Source organism: Paenibacillus sp. HGH0039, assembly GCF_000411255.1.
In the GTDB taxonomy this organism is placed as follows: domain Bacteria; phylum Bacillota; class Bacilli; order Paenibacillales; family NBRC-103111; genus Paenibacillus_F.
Window position 1 is genome coordinate 1,622,245 of the sequence record NZ_KE150413.1, and the last position, 15,961, is coordinate 1,638,205.

A 15,961-nucleotide genomic window follows, 5' to 3' on the forward strand; every position below is an offset into this window, starting at 1 on the left:
GACGTGATTTCAGTTAACGATTTCAAAACAGGTTTGACGATTGTAGTAGATAATGATTTATTCACCGTTATCGATTTCCAGCACGTAAAACCGGGTAAAGGCGCCGCGTTCGTACGCTCCAAGCTGAAGAACCTGCGCAACGGCAACGTTGTGGAGAAAACATTCCGCGCAGGCGAGAACGTGGGCCGCGCTCATATCGAAAACCGCGAAATGCAGTACCTTTATGCGAGCGGTTCCGAATACACGTTCATGGATACGGAAACTTACGACCAGATCAGCCTGGAAGAAGCGCAGCTGAAATGGGAACTGAACTTCCTCAAAGAAAACATGAACATCAACATCATGAGCTACCAGGGAGAAATCCTCGGGATCAACCTGCCTAACAGCGTTGAGCTCAAAGTGGTTGAAACGGAGCCGGGCGTTAAAGGCAACACCGCTCAAGGCGCAACGAAGAGCGCGAAGGTGGAAACCGGCCTGAACGTTCAAGTGCCGCTTTTCATCAACGAAAACGATGTCCTTCTGATCGATACACGCGAAGGCAAATATATCTCCCGCGCTTAGTTTACAGGCTCGATATGCCCCTGATTCCCGCCAAGGAATCGGGGGCTTTTTGCGCTTTTGTGAACACATGGAAAAGGACGCAAAAATATCGTTTCGGGAATGAAACGTTTTCATTGACGACTTTAGGCCAGCGGGTTATTATAACAATAACGCTTTACAGGTTTTATGCTTTCATGCAGTAAAACATTAATTCAACCGATGGTTAATTTTAGGGGGAAAACAAAAATGAAAATGAAACCGTTCGTTACGCTTTTATTGGCGGCTTCTTTGGTCACCGCCGCGGGCTGCGGCAAACAGGCGGCACCGGAATCAACCGGCGGCGGGGCCTCCACGGCTCCCGAAGGCAAAAAAGTGAAAATCGGCATTATGCAGATCGTCGAGCATCCGTCTCTGGACGCCGCCCGCCAAGGGTTTATCGCCGCTCTCAAGGACAACGGCTATGAAGACAAGAAAACGGCCGAGATCGACTACCAGAATGCGCAGAACGATATGAACAACAACACTTCGATTGCCCAGAAATTCGCGGCCGACAAAAAAGACCTCGTACTTGGCATCGCCACTCCGTCCGCGCTTGCCGCGGCGCAGACTGTCAAAGACGCACCCGTCCTGTTTACGGCTGTGACAGACCCCGTCGACGCGAAGCTCGTGAAAAGCATCGAGAAGCCGGGCGGCAACGTAACGGGCACCTCGGACTTGGATCCCAAGGCCGTCGATCAGCTGACGGAGTTTGTGGGCAAGCATTTCCCTAACGTCAAGACGATCGGGATCGTGGCGAACGAAGGAGAGCGGAACTCCCAGGTGCAGATAAAGCAGGCGACGGAAGCGTTCGCCAAACACAACATCAAGGTCGTCAAGGCATCGCCCTCCAACAGCTCCGAAGTGAAGCAGGCGGCCGAGTCGCTGATCGGCAAAGCCGACGCGCTCTACGTGCCGCTCGACAACACGGTCGTTTCCGCCTTGAACGCGGTGATCCAGGTGGCGGAGCAGGGCAAGAAACCCCTGTTCGTAGGCGAGAACGATTCCGTTAAAGCCGGCGGTTTTGCGGGCTACGGCTCCAACTACTACGATTTGGGATATACGACAGGTCTTCAAGCCGTGGAAATTTTGAAAAACGGCAAAAAGCCTTCGGACATTCCGGTCGGGTATCCGAAAAAGCTCGATCTGGCCATCAACATGAAAGCAGCTAAAAATATGGGCATTGAAGTCACGGACGCAATGAAAGCGGAAGTGAAAGAAAAGGCCAACCTGTTTGAATAAGAAGAAATGGGGGCGGCTTCGGATTTCGAAGCCGCCTTATGATTGAACACGAAACGGAGTGAACATGATGACCATCGATTGGGGAACGGTCGCACAGGGATCGCTGGAGCAAGGGCTGTTTTACGCGATAATGGCACTCGGCGTTTACATTACCTTCCGCATCTTGGATTTTCCGGACTTGACCGTAGACGGAAGCTTTACGACGGGGGCTTCCATCGCGGCGGTAATGATTACGCACGGGGTGTCTCCTTTGCTCGCCACACTCGCCGCATTCGCGGGGGGAGCGGTTGCGGGTCTTGTTACCGGACTGCTGCATACAAAAGGCAAAATTAATGCCCTTCTTTCGGGGATTCTTATGATGATCGCGCTGTATTCGATCAATCTGAGAATTATGGGCAAGGCTACGATTTCGCTGTTCGGAAGCGAAGTTCTGCTTGACAAGGAATTAATATTGTATATCTTGCCGATTGTCGTGGTCGCCATCAAGCTGGCGCTGGATTGGTTTCTTCATACGGAGCTTGGTCTTGCGCTTCGGGCTACGGGAGACAACAAACGGATGATCCGCAGCTTCGGCGTCAACACCGATAACACGATTATCCTCGGGGTTTCCCTCTCGAACGGGCTTGTAGCATTGTCCGGTGCGTTGTTTGCCCAGTATTTAGAATTTTCGGACATGCAGATGGGCGTAGGCATGATCGTTATCGGTCTGGCTTCCGTCATTATCGGGGAAGCGCTGTTCGGGGCCAAAACGATCATCCGCGCCACGTTTGCCGTGGTTCTCGGCGCCATCATCTACCGATTCGTCGTGGCGATTGCGCTGCAAGTCGGTCTGGAATCGACGGACATGAAGCTGATGACGGCACTGATCGTCGTCATCGCGTTAACGCTGCCGAAAATTCAGGGGTCACTGAAGCAGAGAGCGGTTATCCGCAAACGGAAAGCAGAGCTGGCGGAGAAGAGCGGAGGTGTGGAACATGCTTCACATTGATCGCGCATCGAAAATATTCAATCCGGCCACTCCGGATGAGAAGGTCGCTCTTTCGGACATTCAGCTTCATCTCGCTCAGGGCGATTTCGTCACGGTCATCGGCAGCAACGGAGCGGGAAAGTCCACCCTCATGAATGTCATTTCCGGCGTCATGCAGCCCGATTACGGCGTCGTCCGGATCGAGGGCAAAGACATCACGTCGCTCTCCGAGCACAAGCGGAGCCGCTGGATCGGCCGCGTTTTCCAGGACCCGATGGCGGGCACGGCACCGACCATGTCCATCCAGGAAAACCTTGCCATGGCGCATACTCGTGCCGGCAAAAGAGGCTTCGGTCTCGGTGTGACCAAGCAGAGGAAACTTGCGTTCAAGGAACATCTGGAGCGGCTCGGCATCGGCCTGGAAAACCGGCTGAACGCCAAGGTCGGCCTTCTCTCCGGAGGCGAGCGCCAGGCGCTCAGCCTGCTGATGGCTACCTTCACACAGCCGAATATTCTTCTGCTGGATGAGCACACGGCGGCTCTCGATCCGTCGCGTGCGGAGCTCATTACCCGGCTGACGAAGCAGATCGTGGAGGAGTCCAAGCTCACGACGCTGATGGTGACGCACAACATGGAGCAGGCTATCCGGCTCGGCAACCGGCTGATCATGATGGACAAAGGCCGGATCATACTCGACATCCCGGCGGCTTCCAAACAGGATCTGACCGTGGAGAAACTGCTCCGGGAATTCGAAAAAATCCGCGGCGAGAAGTTCGTCGACGATCGGGTGGTACTGGGCTGAACGTCAAGGAAAGCGTGTCTGCTTCCGGACAACGGAGCGGGCAAGCTTTCTTTTTTTACGGACAAATAGAACGGGATTTCCTCTATTTCTTCTAGGGATAAGGGGAAATGTCGGAAAGTGGAGTTTTCCGCTCCCACAATTCCGAACGTTTATGCTATAATGATCTACAATTATTCATTTGCAAGCATAGGGAGTGAACAGGGTTGTCTTTAATTGTGATGAAATTCGGCGGCAGCTCCGTTGGCGATGCCGAACGGATGAAACGCGTGGCCAAGCGGATCGTGGACCGCAAAAGAGAAGGACACCGCTGTGTCGTGGTCGTTTCCGCGATGGGCGACACGACGGACGATCTCATCGATTTGTCCAGACAGTTGTATGACGGCGCACCGCCGGCAAGAGAAATGGATATGCTGCTGACCACGGGAGAGCAGGTTTCGGTCGCGCTTTTATCGATGGCGATTCAAAATCTGGGTGAACCCGCCGTTTCCTACACCGGCTGGCAGAGCGGCATGATCACGGAAGACCTGCACGGCAAAGCCCGTATCACCGACATTCAGCCGCACAGGATTCATACGGCGCTTGAGAAAGACAACGTCGTGATCGTGGCAGGCTTCCAGGGCATGACCGAAGACGGCGAGATCACGACGCTCGGACGCGGCGGATCCGATACGACCGCTGTAGCATTGGCCGCGGCGATTCATGCCGATCTATGCGAAATTTACACAGACGTAGACGGGATCTACACAACCGACCCCCGTGTTGTCAAAAATGCGCGAAAATTGAAAGAAATCTCGTATGACGAGATGCTGGAGCTTGCCAATCTGGGAGCTGCGGTCCTGCACCCCCGTGCAGTGGAATATGCCAAAAATTACAATGTGGCGCTTGTCGTTCGTTCGAGTTTCACTCAAAACGAAGGCACGTATGTCAAGGAGGAAGCGGAGATGGAACAAGGAATTGTCGTAAGAGGCATCGCCTACGATAAAAATATCGCAAGAATCAGCATTCTGGGCGTACCGGACAAACCGGGCCAGCTGGCCAAAGTATTTACATCCCTGGCGGCGCAGCAGATTGACGTGGATATTATCGTACAAAGCGGCGTGTTAAACGGCCTGGCCGATTTCTCCTTCTCCGTCTCGCTTTCCGACCGCGACAAGGCGCTTCAGACCATCGAAGGCATCCGTGGTGAGATCGGTTTCCGCGAAGTGACTTCCGAAGGCGATCTCGTTAAAATCTCGATCGTCGGCGCAGGTATGGTCAGCACACCTGGAGTGGCGGCCAAAATGTTCGACGAGCTCTCGAAAATCGGCGTCAGCATCAACATGGTGTCCACGTCGGAAATCAAAATTTCCTGCGTGATCGAAGGCAAGCTGCTGGCGGAAGCCGTTCAAGTTCTCCACACGGCTTACGGACTCGACGCCCAGGAGCAGGTATTCGTAGGCGGCCCGCAGGACAGACGTTAATTCGTCGTTCCGGTCGGGTTAGTCGTCCCGCAACCGCAGCCTTCTAAGCTGAAGCATGAAAATAACCAAAATAAAACCGGCCTCGGGAGGCCGGCAAGGCGCCGAACTGTCTGAAGACAGTTCGGCTCTTTTTTATTTACAGGCTGTAAAAATCCGGACGTTCAGAACTCAGGAGATTCGATCCGCGACGAACGTGAATATTTTCAGCAAAACGGCTGTAATGCCTGCCGCCATCAAGGGCCCGACGGGAATCCCGCGCATAAAAATGATGCCGAAAATAGAGCCGATCACGAGCCCGACGATCAGTTGCGGATCGATTTTCAATAAATCGAGCCCTTTGCCGTTCATGTAAGTGGCGATGGCGCCGCCGGACAGAGCGAGAATGCCGGGCCAAGTCGTAAATACCGTCAAGATATCTTTATACGAAATCCGTTCGCTCGCGAAAGGGACGAGCACGCCCATCGTCAGAAACAGCAGCCCGAGCTCCAGCCCTCTTCGTTCGATGGCGGGCAGATAGCGGTCCAGGCTGATCAATTTGACGACGAGCAGGACACAAGCCGCCGTTGTAATGATGGGGGAGCGTCCGATCAGGCCCACAATGATCAGTATAACGAGAAGCAGATCTCCGTTCATGAGAAAACCCCTTGTACCAGTCTCCCTTTATTGTATGAGCGGGGACAAGTTTTAGAACGAAGCGGCTCTTGCAGGCGTGCGGAAAAACGCCCCCGTTCAGCGGGAGAGATGCTCCCTGGCGGGCGCCCAGGGGACGAGGACGTCGTCTCTCAGCAGGGGGACGATGTCCGAGACATTCACGCGGGCGGCGAAGGCGATGTCCGCTTCGCAGCCGATGGAAGCCAGCCTGCGCCCGCTGTCGCAGGCTGCCAGCGGCGCGGCGGGATCGTCCGCATGCCGCTCGTAGCAGGCCGCAAGGCTGCGGCCGAGATCGCTGACGTCGGCGGCGCTCCCGCAGAGCCTCTGCAGCGCGGAGACGATGAGTCCGGCGCAGAGGCCGTCCTCGAAGCAGAACGCGCCTGCCGTTCCCGCGCACAGAAGCGCGATGTCGCGCTTCCACCCGGCGGCGGCCCTGGCGCACGCCTCGCCGTTCAGCAGGGCGGCGGCCACGATTTTGTCCGCCGGAGCGGCCTTCTGCAGCGCCCGTGTGCCGTTGGTCGTGGTCAGCACGACCCTGCGGCCGCCAACGGCTTCGGGCGTGTACTCCAGCGGCGAGTTGCCGAGGTCGAAGCCGGGAATGCGCCGGCAGCGGCGTTCCCCGCCGAGCACATCCCGCTTCCCGCGCAGCATGACCGCCTGCTGGACGGACTCGGCGGCAAGAACCCCGGCGCTGCCGCTCTCCAGCGCGGCAACGATCGTGGTCGTCGCCCGGAGCACGTCGATGACGATAGCGGTCCGTCCGGCCAGCAGCTCGCTTCGCACTTCGCTCAGGGAAGGGATGACGTCAATCCGCATGGACTCTGGCGCCTTCTTCCCGGGCGCTTTTTCTGAGTCGTTCTCCGAAGTGAAGCGTATCGGAACGCAGGCCGCGGCGCAGCGCCTCCAGGGCGATCACATCGGCCGGAGCGACGTTGCCCAGGTGAACGTCCGGACCCAGCAGCTCCAGCAGGTGAATCTGCTGGTTTTTGAGCGGAGCCTCCCAGAGAAGAATATCGGGGCTGGGGACCGAGCGGAGCACACCGTTCAGCTCTTCGTCTTTACAGGCGCCGTTCTCGTCGAAGATACCGACTCCGATCCCCGATTCCCGGGCTTCGATCGTAACGAGCTCCGCGCCCATTTCCACATCCCCGGTTACCGTAGCGACCAGCGCCTCCGCTTCTACCGAAGACCCCCAGCATTTTTTGCCGTACTCCGTGATCACCTTAAGCCCGGCCTCGATTCCCCGGACGATCAGCTCGCTGCGGAGACTGCGGTCCAGCTCAATCGTTCCGTCCGATATTTCGACGCAGGTGAAGCCCAAAGCCGCCACGGTGTCGAAATAAGACGAAATAAGTCCTTCTTGAACCGCCACCTCCAAAAAGGTGCCTCCGGGATAGACGTCGATCCCCAAGACCTTCGCCCGTTCGATCTTGTGCCGGAGCAGCTCTCGCGGATAAAGCGGGGAAGTGCCGAAGCCCAGCTTGATATAGTCCACATGTTCTCCTGCGGCCTGCAGCAAATCGTCGTAAGCGTTCAGGCCGAGGCCTTTATCCATCACCATCGTTTTCCCGAGTGCCCGGGGTTTGCTCTGACGGCACCCTGTCGGATCGGCGAGAGTCGGATGCCACTTTTTGCAAGAAGACTCTTCCATAACGTCCTCACCTCAGTACTTTCCGGTGGAGTAAATTTCGTAGTCATCTTATGCGGGCGCTTCTGGGTAGGTGCCGCGTATGCCTAAAATCAGACAGGCCCGCATATGGTGAATCGAATAGCTGCAAAAAAAGGAGAGGTGACGGCTGTGATTAACAAAATCGTGCTTAGCATGGCGTCTTTGCGTCTGCTGTCGGGATCGCTGGAAATTATTGCGGCGCTGCTGATGATCCGTTTTAACCAGATTGAAAAAGCGCTCCTCGTTAATACGGGTCTAGCCATGGCGGGACCGCTGATTCTTCTGGCGACGACTACTATCGGACTGGTCGGCATTGCGGAGAAACTTTCCTTCGGCAAAATGCTCTGGGTCGTGGCCGGCGTCAGCTGCATTTTTATCGGCATTCTCAAAAAGTAAACCGACATATTCACTGCACCGGGACATACATATAAAGACAAAGGACAAGACAATTCCGGAGGTGAGGCTGTGCTTGCGTCCGTATTCGCCCATCTGCCAGCTTCCATACGCGGGATACTGGAATCGCTGCCGGCGCACCTGCGTTCGGGGCTGGAAGAAATCCGGATCCGTCAGGACCGTCCCCTTGAGATCGTGTTTGACCGGCGCTGCGCGTTCGTTACGCGTGAAGGGCTGACGGACGCCGACGCCTCGCGGGCGTACAGGCCGTCTCGTGAAGAGTGCAAAAGTCTGCTCGAACTGTTGACCCGCCACTCCTTCTATTCTTTCGAGGAGGAACTAAAGCGCGGCTTTATCACGATTCCGGGAGGTCACCGGGTAGGGCTGGCGGGGCGGGTCGTCCTCGAAGGGGGAAACGTCAAACATATCCGCGATGTCAGCTCGTTTAACATCCGGATCGCGAGGGAACTCCCCGGAGCCGGCAAACCGGTTCTGCCTCATCTCCTTGACCGGGAGGCGGACACGGTTCACCATACGCTCCTGATTTCGCCTCCCCAGCTGGGAAAAACGACGCTGATCCGCGATCTGGCGCGGATGATCAGCAGCGGCGAAACCCCGCTTCCGGCAGCCGGCGGTCCCGGCGCGGGGCCTTGCGGCAACCCGGGCGGCGGGCCTGGCTTGCCGGGCGGACCGGGCAGCACTCGGACCTCGTCGACCGGTTCCGGTCTCGAAGCCGGGAGCCGGGAGCCCGCCCGCAGGCCGTCCGCGCCGGACCGTCCGCAGAGGCGCGCCGGCTGGAAAGTCGGCATCGTCGACGAGCGCTCCGAAATCGCCGCTTCCGAGCGGGGGGTGCCGCGCTTCGACCTCGGGCCGCGCACCGATGTGCTGGACGCCTGCCCGAAAGCGGAGGGCATGATGATGATGATCCGCTCGATGTCCCCCGAGGTGCTGATCGTGGATGAGATCGGGCGTCATGAAGACGCCGAGGCTATCCGCGAGGCCCTTCATGCGGGCATCCGGATCATCGCCACGGCTCACGGACGGGATCTGGGCGATGTGAAGCGCAGACCGGTCCTGCGGGAACTGCTCGAAAGCGGCGTTTTCGGCCGCTACGTGATTCTCGGCCGTTCGGCCGCGGGCGGGCGCCTCGTGCAAGTGCTGGACGGGGACGGCCGCCAGCTTGCCGTCTTCGGCGCTTACAATGCTCCGGCCGAAGGGAAGCCAAGCGGCTGGGAGACTTTATTTTCAACCGGCGGAAGGGGATGAAGCGATGTGGGTCAAACTTGCGGGAGCCGCGCTCGTGCTCGGAGCCGGAGCGGGCTTCGGATTCGCCAAAGCGAGAAGGTACCGGAGACGGCCGCAGCAGATCCGGGAAATGATCCAGGCGCTCCAGCGGCTGGAGACGGAAATCGTCTACGGCTCGACGCCGCTGCCCGACGCGATCGCCACGCTGAGCGAGCAGACGCGGGCGCCTTTGGCGGGTGTGTTCCGCGAGGTGGCGGACCGCCTGTCGGAGCCGCAAGACGACACGCTGAGCGCCATCTGGCGCGACGCTGTGCAGCACGGCTGGCGGAACTCCGCGATGAAACCGGCCGAGCTGCAGGTCGTCCTCCGGCTCGGGCAGACGCTCGGGGCCAGCGACCGTACCGATCAGGCCAAGCATTTGCGCCTGTCGGTTCTCCAGCTCCAGGCCGAAGAGACGACGGCTGCGGAAGAGCAGAAGCGATACGAAGCGATGTGGAAGAGCCTGGGCGTCCTGGTGGGAGCACTGATCGTTATTTTGATGTATTAAAGTGGGGTGCCGAACATGAACGTAGATGTAAACGCCATTTTCCAGATCGCCGGGATCGGGATTATTATCGCCATGATCCACACGGTGTTGAAGCAGATGGGGAAAGAAGACATGGCCCATTGGGTAACGGTCATCGGTTTCGTCGTCGTGCTGTTTATGGTGGTGAGGCTGCTCGATAATTTGTTCCAGGAAATCAAAACCATCTTTTTGTTCCAGTAGGGGGGATGACGTGGAGATTATTCAAATCGTCGGACTCGGCCTGGTCGCCACCGTCCTCATCCTCATTATCAAAGAACAGAAGCCGATGTTCGCTTTCCTGCTGGCGGCGTTTACGGGCATCCTGATTTTTCTTTTTCTGATCGGCAAAATCGCTTCGGTCATTGAAGTGCTCCATAATCTGGCGCAGCAGTCCGGCGTCAATATGGTGTTTTTGAAAACGATCCTCAAAATCATCGGCATCGCGTACATAGCGGAATTCGGGGCGCAGATCGTTAGGGATGCCGGACAGGAATCAATCGCTTCGAAAATCGAGCTTTCCGGCAAAATTCTCATTATGGTCATGGCCATTCCGATCATCACCGTCATTATCGAAACCGTGATTAAACTGTTTCCGTCCACCTGATCAACCGGACAAGCGTGTGCCGGAGGCGGACCGGATAGGGAGTGGAGAGCATTGGCGCAGCAGCTGTCGCACCGGACGTGGACAACCCTCGTCTTATTCGTCGCACTATTCTTAAGCTTCCTCAGCCACACGGGAGCGCAAAATCTTAACCCCGCAAACCCGATCGATACACTTGTAAAAGAGCAGACGAACCAGCTTGACACGGAGTCCGTCGAGAAATTCTGGGACAAGCTGATGAAAGAATACGGGGGCTATTTTCCCGATAACCGGCCCCCGAGCTTTTCCGATCTGATCACCGGGGCCAAAACGTTCGATTTCTCCAACCTGTGGAAAGGGGCGCTGAAATACCTGTTTCACGAGATTGTGGTCAACGGGAAGCTTCTCGTGTCGATTGTGATCCTGACCGTGTTCAGCATGCTGCTGGAGACGCTGCAGACCTCGTTTGAACGCAACAATGTCAGCAAGGTGGCCTTCGTCGTGTCTTATCTCGTGCTGCTGATCATAGCCGTGAACAGTTTCCAGGTGGCTATCGAATACGCTAACGGCGCGATCTCGTCCATGATCCAGTTTATGATCGCCCTTATGCCTCTTCTGCTGTCCCTGCTCGCTTCATCGGGGGGGATCACGTCGGTGGCGATTTTGCATCCCCTGATCGTGTTCATGATCCATACCATCGGTACGGTGATCTACGTATTCGTGTTTCCGCTGCTGTTCTTCTCGGCCGTTCTTCATATCGTCAGTTCCATGACGGACAAGTATAAAGTAACCCAACTGGCGAAGCTTCTCCAAAAAATCGCCATCGGCACACTTGGGGTATTCGTGACCGTGTTTCTGGGCGTCATTTCCGTGCAGGGGAGCATGGGAGCCGTAACCGACGGCGTGACGCTGCGGACCGCCAAATATATTGCGGGCAATTTTATCCCGATCGTGGGCAGGCTGTTCTCGGACGCGACGGAGACCGTGCTGGGAGCCTCGCTGCTTGTGAAGAATGCGGTCGGCCTGACCGGGGTCGTCATCGTGATTCTGCTGTGCGCGTTCCCGGCGATCAAAATTTTGGTGCTGGCTCTGATCTATCACATTTGTGCGGCGGTCATGCAGCCTCTGGGCGACAGCCCCATTATCGCCTGCTTGTCCACGATCGGCAAAAGCATGGTGTATGTGTTCGCCGCCTTATCGGCCGTAGGCCTCATGTTCTTCCTGGCCCTGACGATTATGATAACGGCCGGGAATATCGCCGTGATGGTGCGCTAGATTGGTATGACCCGCAAGTTTCCGTCAAAAAAATTGGTATATCCCGAGATGCGGACGAATATATACAAGCATAGGCGAACAAGCTCAAACAACCTGGAGCGGCCGGATGGGGGCTTGCTCGCCTAAGAAGGAGGCTTGCCCCGTGGATTGGCTAGGCGGTTGGCTTAAGACGGTCGTCGCCCTGATTCTGCTCGCCACGTTTATCGAGCTGATGCTCCCGACGAACAAGATGCAGCGGTATGTCCGGACGGCCATGAGCCTGTTCATCCTGCTGACGCTTCTTTCGCCCGTGCTGCAGTTGACCCGCAAAAACTGGGACCCGGCAAGGCTTCTCGCCGAGGCTCAGCTGGGACAGCAGCTCGGGGGCGGCGCGGCAGGCGGACGTCAGACACCCGCAGGGGCCGGTCCTTCCGGCCAGCCGGCATCGCTGCAGGCAGTCATGGAGCAGGCGGACCGGCTCCAGGCGGGCAGCCGGGAACAAGCGGTCCGCCTGCTGGAAGAGAAGCTTGCCGCCGAGATGAGGCAGACGCTGCAGAACGAAACGCCTTATCCCATCCGGGATATCCGGGTGAAGACGGCGGTGGACGGGCAGGGTGCCGCATCGGTGGCAAGCGTCGAGCTGACGCTGGACGGCGCGGCATCTCCGGCTGCGGAGCCGGATGAGTACGGCAGCGCCCCCGCGGGTGAAGCCGGAGGCTCCGGCATGACGCCGGTCAAGCCGGTCGCGCCCATTGCGCCCGTGGACGTCCGCATCGGCGGCGCGAGCGGCCCGGGCGGAAGAGCCGTTTCCGCCCAGACCGGAGAGCAGCCGAGCCCGGCGCAGCGGGAAGCGGAGCGGAAGCTCGCCAAGGCGGCGGAGCTTGGCTGGAAGGTTGACCCGTCTCACATTTCAGTGCAATGGACGAAGGAACAGTCGAAGCTTTAGGAAAACCAGAAGAAGCGGCAGGGAGCGATGGTGAGGTGAGCGGATGGGCTTTTGGAAGCAGTGGAGGAGTAAATGGTTCGGGACAGGCGAGGACGGCAAACGTTCCAATTCCTTTCTTTGGATTGTACTGCTCGGTCTGGTCGGTGCCGCCTTGATGATTTTAAGCTCGTTTCTCAATTTCAAAGAAGTGGAGCCTGCCGGCGACAGCCGGGCGTCTCCTTCGACCCAGCCGGGCAAAGAGACGTTTATGGGCGGAGCGGCCAAAGACAAGACGCCTTTCCGGGAATACGAGGAAGCCTACGAATCCCGGCTCCGCGATATTCTCCGTAAAGTAGTCGGCGTAGGAGACGTGGAAGTACTGATTACGATCGAATCTACGGAAGAAATCGTCGTGGAGAAGGATTCGAAGGAAAATCAGCAGCTGACGACGGAAAAAGATACCAATGGCGCCAACCGGAATATTTCCCAGGTTACGAAGGAAGGCAAAGTCGTGCTCTATCAGGTGTCGGGCGATCAGCAGCCCCTTGTCGTCAAGACGATCAAACCCAAAGTGAGCGGCGTCCTTGTAGTCGCCAAAGGGGCCGAAGATCTGACCGTCAAGAAAATGATGATCGAAGCCGTCGCCCGGGGCATCGACGTTCCGGTTCACCGGATTTCCATTCTCCCGAGGAAAACGGCCGAATAGCGGGGGGCTTGCAAGGAGGACCCTGCATTCCGGCATAAATGTAAAGCGGCTTTACAGCCACCCCATAACTTATTAATCCGTTAGGAGGAATTATTCCATGAATGCCAAAAGACAAACAATATGGCTCGTTTCCATGCTTAGCCTGATGGTCGTACTGTCCGCTTATTACCTGTTTACCGAGGATGTCAGCAAGGTGGATGTCGCTTCTACGGCCCCTAAAGCGGACGAAGTCAAGATCGATCTCAGCCAGGTGTCTCCGGAGCAGGCCGTCGCCGAAGCGGGTAAAGCTTCCGCAGACAAAGCGGCCGGTGCGAAGGCGGGCGATACGAAGACGACAGCGGATGCCAAAACCGATGCCAAAACCGACACGAAAACCGATGCGAAAGCGGAGGCCAAGGCAGGCGATGGCAAGGCACAGGACTCCAAGACGGGCGCAACCGCCTCGAAAGACGACAAAGATGCGGCGGCCGCTCCGGCTTCGGCGGAAGCCAAAGTCAGCCAGCAGACGCAGGCCAGCAGCAAATCCGGCCGTGACTACCTGACGAAGCTTCAGCTCGACCGCCAGGACGCCCTCTCCAAGAAGACCGAAGAGCTGCTGACGCTCATCACCGATAAAAATCAGTCCTCTGATGCGGTGAGCAAAGCACAGCAGGAGCTTCAGCAGATCGAAGACACGAACACGCGCGTGACGAATGTGGAGGACGTTCTCTCCAAAGACTATCCGAATGCGGTTCTGACCCAGGACGGAAGCAAGTGGAAAGTGACCGTACAGTCGGATAAACTGGAGAAAAGCCAGGCGGTTTCCATCGTGGAAACGGTGATGAAAGAACTGAAGGTCGGACCCGAAATTTCGGTCCAGTACGTGAAATAAACGGCCTTAAGAAAAGCCCTCCCGGCCGCATAAACCGCATATTAATCACGAGTGGAAAGAGTCCGGACAAACTGGACTCTTTCCATTTCTTGCGGTTGTGATATAATACATACGTCGTATTACGGCATCGGTTCACCATTTTTGAAGGAGTGACATGGATGTTCAAGCTGAGCGAAATTAAAGAATTAATGAAACTAATGGACCAGACGTCCCTGCAGGAACTCGAAATTGAAAACGAAGGTGCGCGTCTGTCGATACGCAAACCTAACAAAACCGAGTCCGTAGTCGTTACGGCGGCTCCCGTGCAGCAAGCGTACGCGCCGGTCATTGCTCAAGCGGTACCCGGAAGCGCTCACGCACAAGTGGCCTCAGAAGCTCCGAAAGCGGATGAACAGAAGGAATCGGATTCTACCTTACATAAAATCGTATCGCCTATGGTAGGCACATTCTACCAGGCTTCCTCTCCGGGATCTGCCCCGTTTGTTTCGAAAGGTTCTAACGTGAACGAGAAATCGGTCGTCTGCATTGTGGAAGCCATGAAGCTGATGAATGAGATCGAAGCGGAAGTAAAAGGCGAAATCGTTGAAATCCTGGTCGAGAACGGCCAACTTGTCGAGTACGGCCAGCCTCTGTTCTTGGTGAAGCCGGAGTAATTGAACGGAGGGAACAAAATGGGTTTTCAGAAAGTCTTAATTGCAAACCGCGGTGAAATTGCCGTGCGGATTATTCGCGCCTGCCGTGAACTTGGCATTCAGACGATTGCCGTCTATTCGGAAGCGGACCGGGACGCTCTTCACGTCCGTCTTGCCGACGAAGCGTACTGCATCGGACCTACGCCTTCCAAAGACAGCTATTTGAATTTTACAAATATCATGAGCGTGGCCACGCTCACGGATACGGACGCCATTCACCCGGGTTACGGGTTTCTGGCGGAGAATGCGGATTTCGCGGAAATCTGCGAAAGCTGCAACATCACGTTTATCGGCCCTTCCCCGGAAGCCATTACCAAAATGGGGGACAAGGCAGTCGCGAAGCAGACGATGAAGGAAGCGGGCGTTCCCGTTATTCCCGGCTCCGACGGACTGATCGAAGACCTCGACGAAGCCATTTCTCTCGGCCGTGACATCGGCTATCCGCTGATTATCAAAGCGACCGCCGGCGGCGGAGGCAAAGGCATCCGGATCGCCGAGAGCGAGGATATGCTGATCCAGCATATCATGACGGCCCAGCAGGAGGCTCAGCTGAACTTCGGCAACTCCGGCGTTTACCTGGAGAAGTACCTCACGGGTATGAAGCACGTCGAAATTCAGATCATTGCGGACAAGCATGGCAACGCGGTCCATCTGGGCGAACGCGACTGCTCGGTGCAGCGCCGCCGTCAGAAGCTCGTCGAAGAGGCGCCTTGCCCGACCTTGACGCCGGAAATTCGTCAAGCGATGGGGGAAGCGGCCGTTCGCGCAGCGAAGGCCGTCAACTATTCCGGCGCGGGTACGCTCGAATTTTTGCTCGGACCGGACGGGAACTTCTATTTCATGGAAATGAATACCCGTATCCAGGTTGAGCATCCGGTCACCGAATACGTAACGGGCGTCGACCTGATCAAGGAAATGATCCGCGCCGCCGAAGGCAACCCGCTTCCGTTTACGCAGGAAGATATTCAGATCAACGGCTGGTCGATCGAATGCCGGATTAACGCGGAAGACCCCGAGCGCAACTTTATGCCGTCGCCGGGACGCATCAACTTCTACCTGCCTCCGGGCGGTATAGGCGTCCGCGTGGACAGTGCGGCTTACCCGGGTTATGTGATTCCTCCGCATTACGATTCCATGATCGCCAAGCTGATCGTATGGGGAGCGACCCGCGAGGAAGCCGTGAACCGGATGAAGCGGGCTTTGGCCGAGTTTGAAGTCGATGGCGTCCATACGACGATTCCTTTTCATTTGAAGCTTTTGAATCATCGCAAATTCCTGAGCGGAGATTTCGATATTAAATTCCTGGAAGAGCACGACGTGAACGACCCGGAATCCTAAGCGGGATTCGTTGTCATAAAAATTC

At 56.8% G+C, this 15,961-nt stretch carries 19 protein-coding genes; 16 read left to right on the plus strand and 3 right to left on the minus strand.

What is annotated here, in order from left to right:
- Positions 1–3 precede the first annotated feature (3 nt).
- From efp to HMPREF1207_RS21750, 5 genes are all read left to right on the plus strand, one after another.
- Positions 4–561, plus strand: a complete 558-nt coding sequence (gene efp, locus HMPREF1207_RS21730; RefSeq protein ID WP_009674902.1) for an elongation factor P — start codon at positions 4–6, stop codon at positions 559–561.
- Positions 562–786: 225 nt separating this feature from the next.
- The gene (locus HMPREF1207_RS21735; protein ID WP_009674898.1) at positions 787–1,818 is read left to right on the plus strand and encodes an ABC transporter substrate-binding protein; all 1,032 of its coding nucleotides are present in this window, start codon (positions 787–789) and stop codon (positions 1,816–1,818) included.
- Between the two features lie 64 nt (positions 1,819–1,882).
- Entirely contained in the window at positions 1,883–2,806 is a 924-nt protein-coding gene (locus HMPREF1207_RS21740) for an ABC transporter permease (RefSeq protein WP_009674901.1), read from the plus strand.
- Positions 2,793–3,587, plus strand: coding sequence for an ABC transporter ATP-binding protein (locus HMPREF1207_RS21745; protein WP_009674887.1), 795 nt, complete (start codon positions 2,793–2,795; stop codon positions 3,585–3,587). Before HMPREF1207_RS21740 ends, HMPREF1207_RS21745 begins: the two co-directional genes overlap by 14 nt.
- Before the next feature lie 203 nt (positions 3,588–3,790).
- Positions 3,791–5,047, plus strand: coding sequence for an aspartate kinase (locus HMPREF1207_RS21750; RefSeq protein WP_009674895.1), 1,257 nt, complete (start codon positions 3,791–3,793; stop codon positions 5,045–5,047).
- Between the two features lie 168 nt (positions 5,048–5,215).
- Here the strand turns inward: HMPREF1207_RS21750 and HMPREF1207_RS21755 are convergent, their stop codons facing one another.
- The 3 genes from HMPREF1207_RS21755 to HMPREF1207_RS21765 form a co-directional block, all read right to left on the minus strand.
- Positions 5,216–5,680, minus strand: a complete 465-nt coding sequence (locus HMPREF1207_RS21755; RefSeq protein WP_009674889.1) for a DUF441 domain-containing protein — start codon at positions 5,678–5,680, stop codon at positions 5,216–5,218.
- A gap of 96 nt (positions 5,681–5,776) precedes the next feature.
- On the minus strand, positions 5,777–6,514 hold the full coding sequence (locus tag HMPREF1207_RS21760; RefSeq protein ID WP_009674876.1) for a 2-phosphosulfolactate phosphatase: 738 nt from the start codon (positions 6,512–6,514) through the stop codon (positions 5,777–5,779).
- The gene (locus tag HMPREF1207_RS21765; protein WP_009674910.1) at positions 6,504–7,349 is read right to left on the minus strand and encodes a phosphosulfolactate synthase; all 846 of its coding nucleotides are present in this window, start codon (positions 7,347–7,349) and stop codon (positions 6,504–6,506) included. The genes HMPREF1207_RS21760 and HMPREF1207_RS21765 overlap by 11 nt, the downstream gene beginning before the upstream one ends.
- A 147-nt stretch (positions 7,350–7,496) precedes the next feature.
- Here HMPREF1207_RS21765 and HMPREF1207_RS21770 point away from each other — a divergent pair, with 147 nt between their 5' ends.
- The 11 genes from HMPREF1207_RS21770 (at position 7,497) to accC (ending at position 15,936) form a co-directional block, all read left to right on the plus strand.
- The gene (locus HMPREF1207_RS21770; RefSeq protein ID WP_009674897.1) at positions 7,497–7,763 is read left to right on the plus strand and encodes a YqhV family protein; all 267 of its coding nucleotides are present in this window, start codon (positions 7,497–7,499) and stop codon (positions 7,761–7,763) included.
- Positions 7,764–7,832: 69 nt separating this feature from the next.
- Positions 7,833–9,026 (plus strand): stage III sporulation protein AA, encoded by a 1,194-nt coding sequence (locus tag HMPREF1207_RS21775; protein WP_009674931.1) that lies wholly within the window; start codon positions 7,833–7,835, stop codon positions 9,024–9,026.
- A 4-nt stretch (positions 9,027–9,030) separates the two neighbouring features.
- Complete coding sequence (gene spoIIIAB / locus HMPREF1207_RS21780; protein WP_009674933.1) at positions 9,031–9,552, plus strand: stage III sporulation protein SpoIIIAB; 522 nt, start codon at positions 9,031–9,033, stop codon at positions 9,550–9,552.
- Positions 9,553–9,567: 15 nt separating this feature from the next.
- Positions 9,568–9,771: a stage III sporulation protein AC gene (spoIIIAC, locus tag HMPREF1207_RS21785; protein WP_009674926.1), complete on the plus strand. Its 204-nt coding sequence runs from the start codon at positions 9,568–9,570 to the stop codon at positions 9,769–9,771.
- Positions 9,772–9,781: 10 nt separating this feature from the next.
- A complete protein-coding gene (spoIIIAD, locus tag HMPREF1207_RS21790) occupies positions 9,782–10,174 on the plus strand; it encodes a stage III sporulation protein AD (RefSeq protein ID WP_016423980.1) in 393 nt (130 codons plus the stop codon).
- A gap of 51 nt (positions 10,175–10,225) precedes the next feature.
- The gene (gene spoIIIAE / locus HMPREF1207_RS21795; protein ID WP_009674904.1) at positions 10,226–11,425 is read left to right on the plus strand and encodes a stage III sporulation protein AE; all 1,200 of its coding nucleotides are present in this window, start codon (positions 10,226–10,228) and stop codon (positions 11,423–11,425) included.
- 142 nt (positions 11,426–11,567) lie between these two features.
- Positions 11,568–12,350 (plus strand): stage III sporulation protein AF, encoded by a 783-nt coding sequence (gene spoIIIAF / locus HMPREF1207_RS21800; RefSeq protein ID WP_009674908.1) that lies wholly within the window; start codon positions 11,568–11,570, stop codon positions 12,348–12,350.
- A gap of 43 nt (positions 12,351–12,393) precedes the next feature.
- Complete coding sequence (gene spoIIIAG, locus HMPREF1207_RS21805; RefSeq protein ID WP_009674879.1) at positions 12,394–13,035, plus strand: stage III sporulation protein AG; 642 nt, start codon at positions 12,394–12,396, stop codon at positions 13,033–13,035.
- Positions 13,036–13,132: 97 nt separating this feature from the next.
- Complete coding sequence (locus HMPREF1207_RS21810) at positions 13,133–13,906, plus strand: SpoIIIAH-like family protein (protein ID WP_009674921.1); 774 nt, start codon at positions 13,133–13,135, stop codon at positions 13,904–13,906.
- Between the two features lie 158 nt (positions 13,907–14,064).
- Positions 14,065–14,559 carry an acetyl-CoA carboxylase biotin carboxyl carrier protein gene (gene accB / locus HMPREF1207_RS21815; RefSeq protein ID WP_009674911.1) on the plus strand — a complete coding sequence of 165 codons (495 nt, stop codon included), beginning with the start codon at positions 14,065–14,067 and terminating at the stop codon, positions 14,557–14,559.
- An 18-nt stretch (positions 14,560–14,577) separates the two neighbouring features.
- Positions 14,578–15,936 (plus strand): acetyl-CoA carboxylase biotin carboxylase subunit, encoded by a 1,359-nt coding sequence (gene accC / locus HMPREF1207_RS21820; RefSeq protein ID WP_009674890.1) that lies wholly within the window; start codon positions 14,578–14,580, stop codon positions 15,934–15,936.
- The last annotated feature ends 25 nt before the right edge of the window (positions 15,937–15,961 follow it).